Source organism: Streptosporangium sp. NPDC005286 (assembly GCF_040607515.1).
GTDB lineage: Bacteria > Actinomycetota > Actinomycetes > Streptosporangiales > Streptosporangiaceae > Streptosporangium.
On sequence record NZ_JBEXGU010000008.1, the window covers coordinates 75929 to 89093 of the forward strand.

Annotated in this window: 13 protein-coding genes; 11 read left to right on the plus strand and 2 right to left on the minus strand. The window is 72.2% G+C overall.

Annotation, left to right across the window (positions count from 1 at the left end):
• Window positions 1-18: 18 nt before the first annotated feature.
• Complete coding sequence (gene aroF, locus ABZU75_RS05310) at window positions 19-1056, minus strand: 3-deoxy-7-phosphoheptulonate synthase (RefSeq protein ID WP_355549743.1); 1038 nt, start codon at window positions 1054-1056, stop codon at window positions 19-21.
• 342 nt (window positions 1057-1398) lie between these two features.
• Here aroF and ABZU75_RS05315 point away from each other — a divergent pair, with 342 nt between their 5' ends.
• From ABZU75_RS05315 to ABZU75_RS05325, 3 genes are all read left to right on the plus strand, one after another.
• A complete protein-coding gene (locus tag ABZU75_RS05315) occupies window positions 1399-2019 on the plus strand; it encodes a molybdopterin-dependent oxidoreductase (protein WP_355549745.1) in 621 nt (206 codons plus the stop codon).
• A gap of 59 nt (window positions 2020-2078) precedes the next feature.
• Window positions 2079-3269 carry a histidine kinase gene (locus tag ABZU75_RS05320; RefSeq protein ID WP_355549747.1) on the plus strand — a complete coding sequence of 397 codons (1191 nt, stop codon included), beginning with the start codon at window positions 2079-2081 and terminating at the stop codon, window positions 3267-3269.
• Between the two features lie 66 nt (window positions 3270-3335).
• Window positions 3336-4127: a LytTR family DNA-binding domain-containing protein gene (locus tag ABZU75_RS05325; protein ID WP_350924379.1), complete on the plus strand. Its 792-nt coding sequence runs from the start codon at window positions 3336-3338 to the stop codon at window positions 4125-4127.
• 574 nt (window positions 4128-4701) lie between these two features.
• On the opposite strand, the gene ABZU75_RS05330 is transcribed toward ABZU75_RS05325, so the two are convergent.
• Entirely contained in the window at window positions 4702-5550 is an 849-nt protein-coding gene (locus ABZU75_RS05330; RefSeq protein WP_355549750.1) for a deoxyribonuclease IV, read from the minus strand.
• 256 nt (window positions 5551-5806) lie between these two features.
• Between ABZU75_RS05330 and uraD the strand changes: the two genes are divergently transcribed.
• The 8 genes from uraD (at window position 5807) to allB (ending at window position 13161) form a co-directional block, all read left to right on the plus strand.
• Complete coding sequence (gene uraD, locus ABZU75_RS05335; RefSeq protein WP_355549752.1) at window positions 5807-6361, plus strand: 2-oxo-4-hydroxy-4-carboxy-5-ureidoimidazoline decarboxylase; 555 nt, start codon at window positions 5807-5809, stop codon at window positions 6359-6361.
• Complete coding sequence (gene uraH / locus ABZU75_RS05340) at window positions 6358-6669, plus strand: hydroxyisourate hydrolase (RefSeq protein ID WP_350924385.1); 312 nt, start codon at window positions 6358-6360, stop codon at window positions 6667-6669. Before uraD ends, uraH begins: the two co-directional genes overlap by 4 nt.
• Before the next feature lies 1 nt (window position 6670).
• On the plus strand, window positions 6671-7597 hold the full coding sequence (pucL, locus tag ABZU75_RS05345) for a factor-independent urate hydroxylase (RefSeq protein ID WP_355549755.1): 927 nt from the start codon (window positions 6671-6673) through the stop codon (window positions 7595-7597).
• A 5-nt stretch (window positions 7598-7602) separates the two neighbouring features.
• Window positions 7603-8478, plus strand: coding sequence for an FAD binding domain-containing protein (locus ABZU75_RS05350; protein ID WP_350924576.1), 876 nt, complete (start codon window positions 7603-7605; stop codon window positions 8476-8478).
• Window positions 8478-8984 carry a (2Fe-2S)-binding protein gene (locus ABZU75_RS05355; RefSeq protein WP_355549757.1) on the plus strand — a complete coding sequence of 169 codons (507 nt, stop codon included), beginning with the start codon at window positions 8478-8480 and terminating at the stop codon, window positions 8982-8984. Before ABZU75_RS05350 ends, ABZU75_RS05355 begins: the two co-directional genes overlap by 1 nt.
• Complete coding sequence (locus tag ABZU75_RS05360) at window positions 8981-10366, plus strand: 8-oxoguanine deaminase (RefSeq protein ID WP_355549759.1); 1386 nt, start codon at window positions 8981-8983, stop codon at window positions 10364-10366. The genes ABZU75_RS05355 and ABZU75_RS05360 overlap by 4 nt, the downstream gene beginning before the upstream one ends.
• A gap of 132 nt (window positions 10367-10498) precedes the next feature.
• Window positions 10499-11725: a glycerate kinase gene (locus ABZU75_RS05365; RefSeq protein ID WP_355549761.1), complete on the plus strand. Its 1227-nt coding sequence runs from the start codon at window positions 10499-10501 to the stop codon at window positions 11723-11725.
• Between the two features lie 122 nt (window positions 11726-11847).
• Window positions 11848-13161: an allantoinase AllB gene (gene allB / locus ABZU75_RS05370; RefSeq protein ID WP_355549763.1), complete on the plus strand. Its 1314-nt coding sequence runs from the start codon at window positions 11848-11850 to the stop codon at window positions 13159-13161.
• The last annotated feature ends 4 nt before the right edge of the window (window positions 13162-13165 follow it).

Sequence of the window (13165 nt, forward strand, 5' to 3'; positions counted from 1 at the left end):
CCGTGGCGAGCGGATGGGTCAGGCGGGGGCCAGGGCGTCGACGGCCGCGACCTTGCCCAGCAGCGGCGGGAACCGCTCCATCACCTGGGCCAGCTCGCCCAGGTCGCCGTCGACCAGCGCCTGGGGGCCGTCGCAGAGGGCTTGGTCGGGGCGCGGGTGGACATCGATGATCACGCCGTCGGCGCCGACCGCGATGGCGGCGCGGGTGAGCGGCAGGACCAGGTCGCGGTGGCCACCGGAGTGGGACGGGTCGACGATGACCGGCAGGTGCGACAGCCGCTGGGCGAGCGGCACCGCGGAGACGTCCAGGGTGTTGCGGGTGGCGGTCTCGAAGGTGCGGATGCCGCGCTCGCACAGCACGATGTCGAGGTTGCCGCGCTGGGCGATGTACTCGGCGGCCATCAGCCACTCCTCGATGGTGGCGCTCATCCCGCGCTTGAGCATCACCGGCTTGCCTGCGGCGCCGACGGCCTGGAGCAGCGCGAAGTTCTGCGCGTTGCGGGTGCCGACCTGGAGCATGTCGGCGTAGGAGGCCACCAGTTCCACGTCGGCCGCGTCGACGACCTCGGTGACGACCGGAAGCCCGGTCTGCTCGCGCACGTCGGCGAGGATGCGCAGGCCGGCCTCGCCGAGCCCCTGGAAGGCGTACGGGGAGGTACGGGGCTTGTAGGCGCCGCCGCGCAGCAGGGTGGCCCCGGCGGCAGCGGCCATCCGGGCGGCCTGAAGGGTCTGTTCGGGGGTCTCCACCGCGCACGGGCCGGCGATCAGGGTGACCGTGCCGGGACCGATCGGCACACCGCCGACGCGGACCGTGGACCGCTCGGGGTGGTTGTCGCGGCTCACCAGCTTGTACGGCGCGCTCACCCGCATCACGTCGGCCACCCCGGTCATGCCTCGCAGGTCGAGGGTGGTGAACTGGGCGACATCGCCGACCAGGCCGATGATCGTACGGCTCACGCCCCGGCTGACGAACGCCTCGCCGCCCGCCGTGCCGATGACCTCCACGATCGCCTCGACGTCCTGCTCCGTGGCGCCGGGTCCCATGACGATGACCATGTCTCTCCCTCTTCGACGGCTCCGGCCGGTCCGACCGGCTCCGAGGTCTGTGGTGTGTTCGATGAAGGCCGGGAAAGGCAGAAGGCCCCGAGTCCGAAACCGGACCCGGGGCCTTCTGTTCGCCAGGCTGTCAGCGCAGCATCTGGTGGCGAACGGTCCGACTCACGGGTCCGTCGCCATAAAAAAACCAGAACGCTGTACGCATAGTGCGAAATGATAGCGCACGGTCAGAGCGCCCCTGTCCCACCGGGCGAGAGAACGTTATTCGGTAGCCGCCGGGGCGCCGCGAAGTCCGCGATGGCAGGATTACCACGTGCCATAGGGGAAACGGCGGAGGGAGTGATGGTGGAGCAGTCCGAACCTTCGTGGGAGGAGCCTCGCCTGCCTCCGGGCCAGTACGTCCCCCGGGGCCGACCGGTGATCCACTACGGCCGGGTGCCCCGGTTCCGCCCGGAGACCTGGCAGCTGCACGTCATGGGGGCGACGGCCTCGGGTGAGCAGCACCGTTTCACCTGGCCCGAGTTCTCCGCGCTGCCGCGTACCACGGTGGTGGCCGACTTCCACTGCGTCACCAAGTTCTCGATCATGGGTAACGAGTGGGGCGGGGTGTCCGCGGCGACGCTGATGGAGGTCGCCCCGCCCGCGCCCGGTGTGAAGCACGTGATGATCTGGGGTGAGTACGGCTACAGCGCCAACGTGCGGATAGGCGACTTCGACCGCTCACAGACGATGCTCGCGCTGGAGCTGGACGAGAGGCCCATCGCCCTGGAACGCGGGTTCCCGGTGCGGATGATCGTCCCGCACCTGTACGCGTGGAAGAGCGTCAAGTGGGTGCGCGCCGTGGAGTACCTGCTGGAGGACAGGCGCGGCTTCTGGGAGGAGCGCGGCTATCACAACATCGCCGACCCCTGGCGCGAGCAGCGCTACTCCTATCAGGAGGAAGCGGGCGAAGGTCCGCCCTGATCGGTCCGTGATCGGCGTTCGCCCCCGATCTCCGGGGTGGGTTGACTACGGTTTTCCGCATGTCGACCACGGGCTGGGTGCTGCTCTGCGCCTTCAGTGCCCTTCTCGGACTCGTCCTTCCCCGCCCGCGCCGGCGGCCCCCGGACCGGCAGGGCGGTCCGACGGACGAGGCCACCTTCCTGACACTGCACATCGCGGCGATGGCGGCTCCCTCGCTGCGGTCCGGGCTCACCCACGAGTCCGCCCGTAAGGCGGTCCGCCACCTGCGTACCCTGCTGGGCACCAGCGCCGTCGCGGTCGCCGACAGCGGCGGCCTGCTCGCCTGGGACGGCGCGGCGGGCTGCCACCGCGACCACGCGCCCGAGCACGCCAGGACCGTACTGGCCTCGGCGCGCCCGCACGTGGTGACCGGGAACGAACCGGCCTGCGACACACCGGGCTGTGCCACCGGGGGCGGGGTCGTCGTACCGCTCACCGTCGACGGGCGGGTGGTCGGGACGCTCGCCGCGTATGACGCCGTGGTGAGCGTGGCACTGGTGCGGACCGTCACCGAGGTCGCCAGATGGGTCTCGGGGCAGCTGGAGCTGGCAGAGGTCGACTCCTCGCGGCGGCGGACGATGGAGGCGGAGATGCGGGCGCTGCGCGCCCAGATGTCTCCGCACTTCGTCTACAACGCGCTGACCACCATCGCCTCGTTCGTCCGCACCGACCCCGAGCGGGCGCGGGAGCTGCTGGTGGAGTTCGCCGACTTCAACCGGTACGCGCTGCGCCGGGCACGCGACTTCACCACCCTCGCCGAGGAACTGCACTGCGTGGACCGCTACCTGCTCCTGGAACGTGCCAGGTTCGGCGACCGGCTCCGGTTCACCCTCAGGGTCGCGCCGGAGGTGCTGTCGGTCTCCGTCCCGTTCCTCTGCCTGCAGCCGCTGGTGGAGAACGCGGTCAAGCACGGCGTGGCCGCCGCGGGGCGTCGTGGAGAGGTGCGGGTGGTGGTCAGCGACGCCGGAGCCGAGGCTCACATCAGCGTGCAGGACGACGGCCTGGGCATGCCCCCCGAGCGGGCCAGGGAGCTCCTCGACGGCTCCGCGCCGCCGGGAGAGGAGGGCGGGATCGGGCTGGCGGGTGTCGACGTGCGCTTCCGCCAGATCTACGGCGAGGACTACGGTCTGGTCGTGGAGAGCGCCCCGGACGCGGGCACGACGGTGCGGCTCCGCGTTCCCAAGCTCCACCCCGCCAATAGCTATTTGTAGTCAAACCATTACCTGAAGTTGCCATGAGGCTTGCGGCGGGTGTGGTTCAGAGGGCAGCGTGGGGTCATGTTGCGAGTCCTGGCCGTTGACGACGAGGTCCCCGCCCTTGAGGAGATCGCCTATCTCCTCCGCCAGGACCCCCGTATCGAGCACGTCTCCACGGCCGCGGGCGGGGTCACCGCGCTCCAGGACATGGTCCAGATGATCGGCGCGGGCGAGCGACTGGACGGGGTGTTCCTCGACATCCGGATGCCGGGCCTGGACGGCCTCGACCTGGCCAGGCTCATCGCGGGGTTTCCCAACCCGCCCCGGCTGGTCTTCGTCACCGCCCACGAGGAGTGCGCGGTGCAGGCCTTCGAGCTGGAGGCGGTCGACTACCTGCTCAAGCCGGTCAGGGCCGACCGGCTGGCCGAGGCGGTACGGCGCCTGGAGTCCATGATTCCGGCTGCGGCCGACCCCGTGCTGGAGGACGTCATCCCGGTCGAGCTCGCGGGGCGGACGCGGTTCGTGCCCCAGCAGGCCGTCTGGTTCGCCGAGGCGCAGGGCGACTACGTCCGGCTCCACACCGACGAGGGCAGCTACCTGGTCCGCATGTCGCTGGCCGCCCTGGAGCGGCGCTGGGCGGGGTCGGGGTTCATCCGGGTGCACCGCAGCACGCTGGTCTCGGTGCGGCACGTGAGCGAGCTGCGCTTCGACGGCGGCAGGGTGATGCTCCGGGTGGGCAACGAGACGCTTCCGGTCAGCCGCAGGCACGCCCGCGAGGTCCGCGAACGGCTGGTCCGCCAGTTCCGTGACCGCCCGGCCGTCCCCGGTGTGGTCCGGGCCAGGCCCCTGCCCTCCGCGGCCGCCCTGCGATAGCCGCGGCACGCTCTCCGCGGGCCCCCGCGCGGTGATTCGCGCCCGTGCGGGCTTCCGGCCGGCCGTTCCGCGGTCGCCGTCCCCTTCGCGTCTCTCCGCGCGCCGACCGGCCTCGCGCCTTCCGTGCGCCGTTCCACGGCCGTACGGCTCATCGGCGTTTCCCCGGCACGGGCGGGTCCCAGGGGTCCCACGAGCCCCCGATCGACCGTTCGTCGCCCGCCGTGAGCCGTTCGTCGCGTCGGCACTCTCCGCACATCGACAACTACTGACCGTTAATCGCGCTGGCGGGAAAGCGCCGCTCGCTCGTCTGGACGCGCCTCTAGTGTTCCCTCATCGGAGAGCGAGACCCGCCGGATCAGGGGGGGACAGGGCCGTAAGGCTCGCACAGGACCTGATGCGCGGACACGGGGTGACCGCCGGCATCCGGCCACCGGGTCCTTGACCGGAAGGGGGAGGGGTCGCCGCTCTCCGATACGACGGGACGCCCGCGTTAGCCAGCGGGCCGGACCGTGATCCGGCCACACGGGGGCGGCCGGATCACGAGGACGGGCGTCCCGTCCGACCTTCCGGCAGGTCAGGAACTCACCCGGTCGCGGAGCTTCTTGAGCGCCTCGATGTCCTCGCGGTGCTTCTCGGCGCCGCCCGGTGTCTCGATGCAGAACGGCACCCCGGCCATCACGGGATGGCTCAGCATCTCGGCGAAGGCTTCGGCGCCGATGTGGCCGGAGCCGATGTTCTCGTGCCGGTCCTTCCTGGAGTCGCACACGTCCTTGGAATCGTTGGCGTGGACCAGCTTGAGCCGTCCGGGGGCGATCGCGTGCAGGGCCTCCAGAGTCTCCTTGACGCCCTCGGAGGTCGACAGGTCGTGCCCGGCGGCGAAGGCGTGGCAGGTGTCGAAGCAGACCCCCGCCTTGGGGTGCCAGTCGAGGGCCGCCAGGTAGGGCTCCAGGTCCTGGACCGTCGCGCAGAGCACCGCGCCCTGCCCGGCCATCGGCTCCAGCAGCAGGTCGGGCCCGTTGTCGGGGATCTCGTCCAGGAGCGGCAGGAGATGTTCACGCAGCTGGCGCAGCGCCTCGTCGCGGGACTGGCTCACCGCCGACCCCGTGTGGACGACCACTCCCTTCGCGCCGATCGCGTGGCCGCGCAGCAGGTTGTGCCGCACGGTGGCCACCGACTTCTCCAGCGTCTCCGCGCTGGGCGAGCCCATGTTGACCAGGTAGGGCGCGTGCACGAAGGAGAGCACGCCCGACTCGAGGAGCTTGGCGTCCTGGGCGGGGTCACCCGCGGCGAGCGCCCAGCCGCGAGGGTTGGTGACGAACACCTGGATCATCTCGGCACCGATGTCGGAGGCGTAGCGCAGCCCGCCCTTGGCGAGACCGCCGGTGACGGAGACGTGTCCGCCGATGGAGGAGAGAGAAGTCATGGTGACCTCAGTTTAGGCGGCGCCCTCGGCGCTTCACAGCCGACAGGCCGCCCACCTGACCTGCCCTCCCCGCACTCTGGGGCGAGGTGACCGGTGAGGGGCGCCGGCGGTGCGCTCAGCCGCGTCTCCCAAGGAGAATCGAGCGCCGGGTACCAGCAGGTTTGGAGTATGTTGCGGAAATCTGCGGCGAACCCTTGGCATAGTTTGGGGTGCTTGCCGCTGGACTGTACGCGCCGGTGGTGTGTGTACTGCTCCCATGTCTAACGTGCACTCCGCGCCGCAGGTCGCGGGGCTGGCCGCCTTCAACGCGCTGGGTATCGAGGAGGCCGAGGCCGAACTGCTGGCCTGCTGCGCCTGCCGGGACTTCGCCGCGCGGGTGGCGGCGTCGCGCCCCTACCGTGACCTCGACAGGCTGGCCGAGGTCGCGGAGGCCACCGTACGGAGCCTGGACTGGTCCGGCGTACGCGAGGCGCTGGCAGCCCATCCCAGGATCGGCGAGCCGCCAGGCGAGGGCGGCCCGGTGGCCGGTCGTTCCGGAAGGGAGGCGGCCTGGTCCCGCCGTGAGCAGTCGGGGGTCGCGGCGGCGGGGCGGGAGGTCCTGGACCGGCTGACGGAGGGCAACCGCGCCTACGAGCGGCGGTTCGGCCACGTCTACCTGATCTGCGCCACGGGCCTGTCGGCCGAGGAGATGCTGGCCCGCCTCACCGAGCGGCTCGGCAACGACGAGGACACCGAGCGGGACGTGGTCAGGGCCGAGCTCGCGAAGATCATCCGTCTGCGGCTGGCGAAGCTCCTGGGGGCGGCCACATGAGCCTGTCCACGCATGTGCTCGACGCCGCCCTGGGCAGGCCGGCGGCGGGTGTCGCGGTACGCCTGGAGCGGGACGGCGAGGTGCTCGCCGAGGGCGTCACCGACGCCGACGGGCGGATCGCGGGATGGACCTGCGGGGCGGGCGCCCACCGGCTGGTCTTCGAGACCGGGGACTACTTCGCCGCCCGCGCGGTGGACGCCTTCTACCCGCGGGTCTCGATCGACTTCACGGTGGCGGACCCGGGGGAGCACCACCACGTGCCCCTGCTGCTCAGCCCGTTCGCCTACTCGACGTATCGAGGGAGCTAGCATGCCCGTCGTTCTCGGACCCAACCGCTACGGCAAGGCGGAGACCCGCCTGGTCCGTGTCGTCAGGGACGGTGACGTCCACCACATCAAGGACGTCACCGTCGGCTCGGCACTCTCCGGCGACATGGAGGCGGTCCACCTCACCGGCGACAACGCCGCGGTCCTGCCGACCGACACGCAGAAGAACACCGTGTACGCCTTCGCCAGGAAGCACGGTGTCGCCCAGATCGAGGACTTCGCGATCCTGCTGGCCCGTCACTACGTGGACTCCCAGCCCACGGTCCACCACGCCCGGGTGGAGATCGAGGAGTACTTCTGGGACCGGATCCCGGTGAACGGCGACTCCGCCCCGGGAGCCGGGCACTCCTTCGTTCGCTCCGGCAGGGAGACGCGCACCTGCGTCGTCCACCACGACCGGGACGGCACCACCACCGTGGTCTCCGGGCTGAGGGACCTGGTGGTGCTCAACTCGACGGGGTCGGAGTTCTCCGGCTTCGCCCAGGACGAGTACACCACCCTGAAACCCACCAGGGACCGCGTCCTGGCCACCGAGGTCTCGGCCCGCTGGCGGCACCTGCCAGGCGTGCCCCCGAACGGGGACTCCTCCGGGGACTCCTTGGCGGATTCCCACTACGGGGAGTCCTACGACGAGGTGCGCCGCTGCCTGCTCGGCGCGTTCGCCGAGACCTACAGCCTGTCGCTGCAGCAGACGCTTTACGCGATGGGGGAGCGGGTGCTGAACACCCGGAAGGAGGTCTGCGAGGTGCGCCTGGCGATGCCGAACAAGCACCACTTCCTGGTGGACCTCACCCCCTTCGGGCTGGACAACCCTAATGAGGTGTTCTACGCCGCCGACCGTCCCTACGGGCTGATCGAGGGCAGCGTGCTCCGTGACGACACCCCCGACGCCCGCTTCGCCTGGGAGTGATGACCGTGGATTTCCTGCGACCCGCCACCTGGGCGGAGGCGCTGGCCGCCAAGGCGGACCGGCCGGAGGTGGCGCCCATACAGGGCGGCACCGACATGATGGTCGAGCTCAACTTCGACGTGCGAAGGCCCGCCGGGCTGCTCGACCTGAACCGGATCGCCGAGCTCGCGACCTGGAGTGAGGAGGCGGACGGCAGGCTCAGGGTCGGTGCGGGCGTGTCGTACGCCCGGCTGATCGCCGAGCTGGGCGATCGGCTGCCGGGTCTCGCCCAGGCCTCCCGTACCGTCGGCTCGCCGCAGATCCGCAACCGGGGCACGGTGGGCGGCAATCTCGGCGCGGCCTCGCCCGCGGGGGACAGTCACCCGCCGCTGCTCGCGGGGGACGCGGTCATCGAGGTCGCCTCCGCCGCCCGGGGCGTGCGGATGATCCCGGCCGCGGCCTTCTATCTCGGGGTCAAGCGCAGCGCGCTGGAACCCGACGAGCTGATCAGGGCGTTCTGGATGAGCCCGGCGAGCGGCCCGCAGTACTTCTCCAAGGTCGGTACCCGCAACGCCATGGTGATCGCGGTCTGCTCGTTCGCGATCGCGCTCCATCCCGCGGAGCGCCGGGTCGGCACCGGCATCGGCTCGGCCGCCCCGACCCCCCGGCGCGCCGTCGCGGCCGAGGAGTTCCTGGCCGCCGAACTCGACTGGGAGGCGCGGCTCGACCCCGCGCTGCTCGGGCGCTTCGGTGAGCTGGCCGCCGAGGCCGCCTCGCCGATCGACGACGTGCGCGGCACCGCCGACTACCGGCGTCACGCCATCGCGGTGATGGCGCGGCGCACCCTGACCTGGGCGTGGAACGACCTGCGCTCCGGGCGCTTCGAGAGGAGGGCAGGCTGATGCGCGTCACCTTCACGGTCAACGGCCGCAGCGAGACCGCCGACGACGTCTGGGAGGGCGAGAGCCTCCTGTACGTCCTGCGCGAACGGGTGGGCCTGCCGGGTTCCAAGAACGCGTGCGAGCAGGGCGAGTGCGGCTCCTGCACCGTCTACCTCGACGGGGTGCCCGTCTGCGCGTGCCTGGTCGCGGCAGGGCAGGTCGAGGGCCGCGTGGTCCGCACCATCGAGGGACTCGCCGACGGCGACCGGCTCGACCCGGTCCAGGAGGCGTTCGTCGAGTGCGGAGCCGTCCAGTGCGGGTTCTGCACCCCCGGCCTCGTCGTCCAGGCCCACGACCTGATCGAGCGGATCCCGCGCCCGTCCGACGCCGAGATCCGCGAGGCCCTGGCGGGCAACCTGTGCCGGTGCACCGGCTACGAGAAGATCCTCGACGCCGTACGCCTCGCCGCGGCCCGCAAGGCCGGTACGGGTCCGGGGCCGCGCGGCGAGGAGAAGGAGTCCCGTTGAGCGCCATCCTGATCGAGAACGTGCACATCGCCCCGGTCGTGGGCCCGGAGATCCCCTCGGGACACATCCACGTCGAGGGTGACCGGATCGTGGCCCTCGGCCCGGGCCCCGCCCCGGTGGTACCGGGTGCGGTCAGGATCGACGGCACCGGCTGCCTGGCCACCCCCGGTCTGGTCAACACCCACCACCACCTCTACCAGTGGGCCTCCCAGGGGCTCGCCCAGGACGCCACGCTGTTCGAGTGGCTGACGGCGCTCTACCAGGTGTGGGCCGCCATGGACGCCGAGGTGGTGAAGGGCGCGGCGGGCGCGGGGCTGGGCTATCTGGCCCTGTCCGGCTGCACCACCTCCAGCGACCATCACTACATCTTCCCGAAGGGGCGAGGGGATCTGTTCGCCGCGGAGATCGAGGCGGCCCGGGAGGTCGGGCTCCGCTTCCACCCCGCCCGGGGCTCGATGGACCGGGGTAGGTCGCAGGGCGGCCTGCCGCCGGACGTGGTGGTCGAACGGCTCGACGAGATCCTCGACGCCACGGCCGAGGCCGTCGACACCTACCACGACCCGTCCTTCTCCTCCAGGCTCCGCGTCGCGGTCGCCCCCTGCTCGCCGTTCTCCGTCAGTGCCGACCTGATGATCGAGGCCGCCGCGCTGGCCAGGTCCAAGGGGGTACGGCTGCACACGCACCTCGCCGAGACCCTCGACGAGGAGGAGCACTGCCTGCGGCAGGTCGGGCAGCGCCCGGTCGACTACATGGAGAAGCTCGGCTGGCTCGGCCCGGACGTGTGGTTCGCCCACGCCGTCCACCTGAACGACGACGACATCGACGTCTTCGCCCAGACCGGTACCGGCTCCGCGCACTGCCCGAGCTCCAACGGCCGCCTCGGCGCCGGCATCGCCCGCGTCTCCGAGATGCTGCGCAAGGGCGCGAACGTCGGCCTGGGGGTGGACGGCAGCGCCTCGGCCGAGCTCACCTCGCTCTCCGGCGAGATGCGCCAGGCCCTGCTGTTCCAGCGGGCCAGGTACGGGCCCACCGCGCTCACCGCCCGCCAGGCCCTGGAGATCGCCACCCTGGGCGGGGCGAGGAACCTGGGCCGGCAGGAGGAGCTCGGCTCGCTGGAGGTGGGAAAGCTCGCCGACATCGCCCTCTGGCGCACCGGGGCCTTCGCCTCCGCGGTCGCCGACCCGGTCTGTGCCCTGGTCTTCGGCACCCGGCAGCCACCGCTGGCCCGGCTGCTGGTGGGCGGCGAGACCGTCGTCGAGGACGACGAGCTGCGCACCGTCGCCCAGGACGAACTCGGCCGCGCCGGTGGCGAGGCCCACCGCCGCCTCATGCGGCTGGCCGCCGAGCAGGGCTTCACCGCGGGCCAGGAGGTCGGCGGATGAGGACCGGGCGTCGGGGGCGCTCAGCGGTGGATGTGATGATTGTTCTCCGTTTCACCGGGGTCAGGCATTCGCTCCCCACCGGCTCGCACGGGCGGGGGGCGAATGCCGCCCATCCGCCATTAGGGAGCAGGGTTGTCTGAGTCGTCGGGACATGTAGTGATCGCCCCGGACAAGTTCAAGGGCTCGCTGACCGGTGCCGAGGTCGCCGCGCGGATCGCCGCGGGTCTCGGGCCCGGCGTCGCCACGGTCGCGCTGCCGGTGGCCGACGGCGGTGACGGCACCGTGGACGCGGTCGTGGCCTGCGGGTTCACCCGGGTCGAGGTCGAGGTCACCGGCCCCGTCGGTGAGCCGGTCCTCGCCTCCTATGCCTGGCGCGACGCCCTCGGGGAAGGAGACGTGGCCACCGCGGTCGTCGAGCTGGCCGAGGCGTCGGGGCTGCGGCGGTTGCCGGCCGCCTCGGGGCAGGTCGCCCCGGCGGCGGGCTCGCTCGCGCACGAGGGCGTCGAGACGGCCCCCCTCACCGCGACCAGCCACGGTACCGGCGAGCTGATCGCCCACGCGGTACGGCGCGGGGCCCGGCGGATCGTGCTCGGTCTCGGCGGCAGCGCCTGCACCGACGGGGGAGCGGGCATGATGCGGGCGCTCGGCGTCCGCTTCCTGGACGCCGAAGGGCGGGAGCTCCCGTTCGGTGGAGCCGCCCTCGGCGACCTGGCGAAAATCGATAAATCCGGCCTTATCAAGATTGATAATGTCGAGTTCGTCGTCGCGGGCGACGTGGACAACCCGCTGCTCGGTCCGCACGGGGCCGCCGCCGTGTACGGGCCGCAGAAGGGCGCGAGCCCCGACGAGGTGAGGCTGCTCGACGCCGCCCTCGCCCGGCTGGCCGCCGTCGCCGCGCACACCCACGGCCTGGTCGGGGCCGCCGAGCACGACGGCGTCGTCCGTTCGATGGGCGTGGCCGGGCAGCCGGGCGCCGGTGCCGCCGGGGGAGTGGGCTTCGCCGCGCTGGCCTTCCTGGCCGCCGAGTTCCGGCCCGGCATCGAATACCTCCTCGACCTGCTCGGATTCCACGACAGCCTGGAGGGCGCGCGCCTCGTCGTCACCGGTGAGGGCTCGCTCGACGAGCAGACGCTGCGCGGCAAGGCGCCCGCGGGGGTCGCGAGCGCCGCGGCCAAGGCGGGAGTCCCCGTGGTCGTGGTCTGCGGGCGCCGGGCTCTCGGCGACGAGGAGCTGAGCGCGGCGGGCATCACGGCCGCCTACGCGCTCACCGACATCGAGCCCGACCCGGCCGTGTGCATGTCGCAGGCGGGCCCGCTGCTCGAACGGCTCGCGCGCACGGTCGCCGAGAGGCACCTTTGAGCGCCGTTCCGGCGCCGTCCGGGCACGGCGGGAAGGGGACGCGGGGCCGATGAGCGTGAGCGGGGTACGGGCGCCCAGGCCGGCGCGTTCCGCGGCGAGAAGCGGGCAGGAACGGAGAGCCGATGAGTGCGAGGGCTGAGGACGTGCTGGATCTGGTCATCCGGTCCCGCCGGGCCGTGCTGCCCGGGAAGGAGGGACCGGCGGCCGTCGCGGTAAGGGACGGGAAGATCGTCGGGGTGCATGCCCACGACGCCGAGCTGAACGCCGCCGAGCAGGTCGACCTCGGCGGTGTCGCGCTGCTGCCGGGCCTCGTCGACACCCATGTGCACGTCAACGAGCCCGGCCGGACCCACTGGGAGGGGTTCGCCTCCGCCACCCGGGCCGCCGCGGCGGGCGGGGTGACCACCATCGTGGACATGCCGCTCAACTCGCTGCCGCCGACCGTGAACGCGGACGCCCTGGCGGTGAAGAGGAGCGCCGCGGACGGGCAGTGCGCGGTGGACGTCGCCTTCTGGGGCGGCGCGATCCCCGGCAACGTCGCGGACCTGAGGGCGCTGCACGAGGCGGGTGTGCGCGGGTTCAAGTGCTTCCTGTCCCCGTCGGGGGTGGAGGAGTTCCCGCCGCTGGACACGGACGGGCTGCGGGCGGCCATGGTGGAGATCGCCTCCTTTGACGGCCTGCTGGTCGTGCACGCCGAGGACCCCGCGCTGCTCGCGGACCCGGTGGGACCGCGGTATCCGGAGTTCCTCGACTCCCGCCCCGGGGAGGCCGAGCGCCGTGCCGTCGAGCGGGTCGCCGCGCTGGCCGCGGAGACCGGGGTGCGGGCGCACATCCTGCACGTGTCGTCCGCGCTCTGCCTGGAACCGCTGGCCAGGGCCAGGCAGGAGGGGATCAGGCTCACCGCGGAGACCTGCCCGCACTACCTCACGCTGGTGGCCGAGGAGGTGCCCGAGGGCGCCACCCAGTTCAAGTGCTGCCCGCCGATCCGTTCCTCGGCCAACCGCGACGAGCTCTGGCGCGGGCTCGCCGACGGGGTGCTCGGCTGCGTCGTCTCCGACCACTCGCCCTCCACCCCCGACCTGAAGGTGCCCGACTTCGCCGCCGCCTGGGGTGGTATCTCCTCCCTCCAGCTCGGCCTGACCGCGGTCTGGACCGAGGCGGCGCGGCGCGGGCACGGTCTGGGCGACGTCGTGCGCTGGATGGCCACCCGCCCGGCCGAACTGGCCGGGTTGCGCGGCAAGGGCGCCATCGTCGAGGGCGCCGACGCGGACCTGGTCGCCTTCGACGCCGACGCCGTCCACACCGTGGACGTCGCCAGGCTGCACCACAGGAACCCGGTTACGCCCTATCACGGCAGGACGCTCACCGGCGCGGTCCGCACGACCTGGCTGCGCGGCCGGGCCGTGCGGAAGGACTTCAGGGGCGTCCTGCTTTAGCGCT

What these genes read in the sequence shown, in the direction of transcription:
- ABZU75_RS05315 (WP_355549745.1), top strand. Translation starts at nt 1,399, where the DNA reads ATGGTGGAGCAGTCCGAACCTTCGTGGGAGGAGCCTCGCCTGCCTCCG.
- ABZU75_RS05325 (WP_350924379.1), top strand. Translation starts at nt 3,336, where the DNA reads ATGTTGCGAGTCCTGGCCGTTGACGACGAGGTCCCCGCCCTTGAGGAG.
- uraH (WP_350924385.1), top strand. Translation starts at nt 6,358, where the DNA reads ATGAGCCTGTCCACGCATGTGCTCGACGCCGCCCTGGGCAGGCCGGCG.
- aroF (WP_355549743.1), bottom strand. Translation starts at nt 1,056, where the DNA reads ATGGTCATCGTCATGGGACCCGGCGCCACGGAGCAGGACGTCGAGGCG.
- uraD (WP_355549752.1), top strand. Translation starts at nt 5,807, where the DNA reads ATGTCTAACGTGCACTCCGCGCCGCAGGTCGCGGGGCTGGCCGCCTTC.
- allB (WP_355549763.1), top strand. Translation starts at nt 11,848, where the DNA reads ATGAGTGCGAGGGCTGAGGACGTGCTGGATCTGGTCATCCGGTCCCGC.
- ABZU75_RS05320 (WP_355549747.1), top strand. Translation starts at nt 2,079, where the DNA reads ATGTCGACCACGGGCTGGGTGCTGCTCTGCGCCTTCAGTGCCCTTCTC.
- ABZU75_RS05355 (WP_355549757.1), top strand. Translation starts at nt 8,478, where the DNA reads ATGCGCGTCACCTTCACGGTCAACGGCCGCAGCGAGACCGCCGACGAC.
- pucL (WP_355549755.1), top strand. Translation starts at nt 6,671, where the DNA reads ATGCCCGTCGTTCTCGGACCCAACCGCTACGGCAAGGCGGAGACCCGC.
- ABZU75_RS05330 (WP_355549750.1), bottom strand. Translation starts at nt 5,550, where the DNA reads ATGACTTCTCTCTCCTCCATCGGCGGACACGTCTCCGTCACCGGCGGT.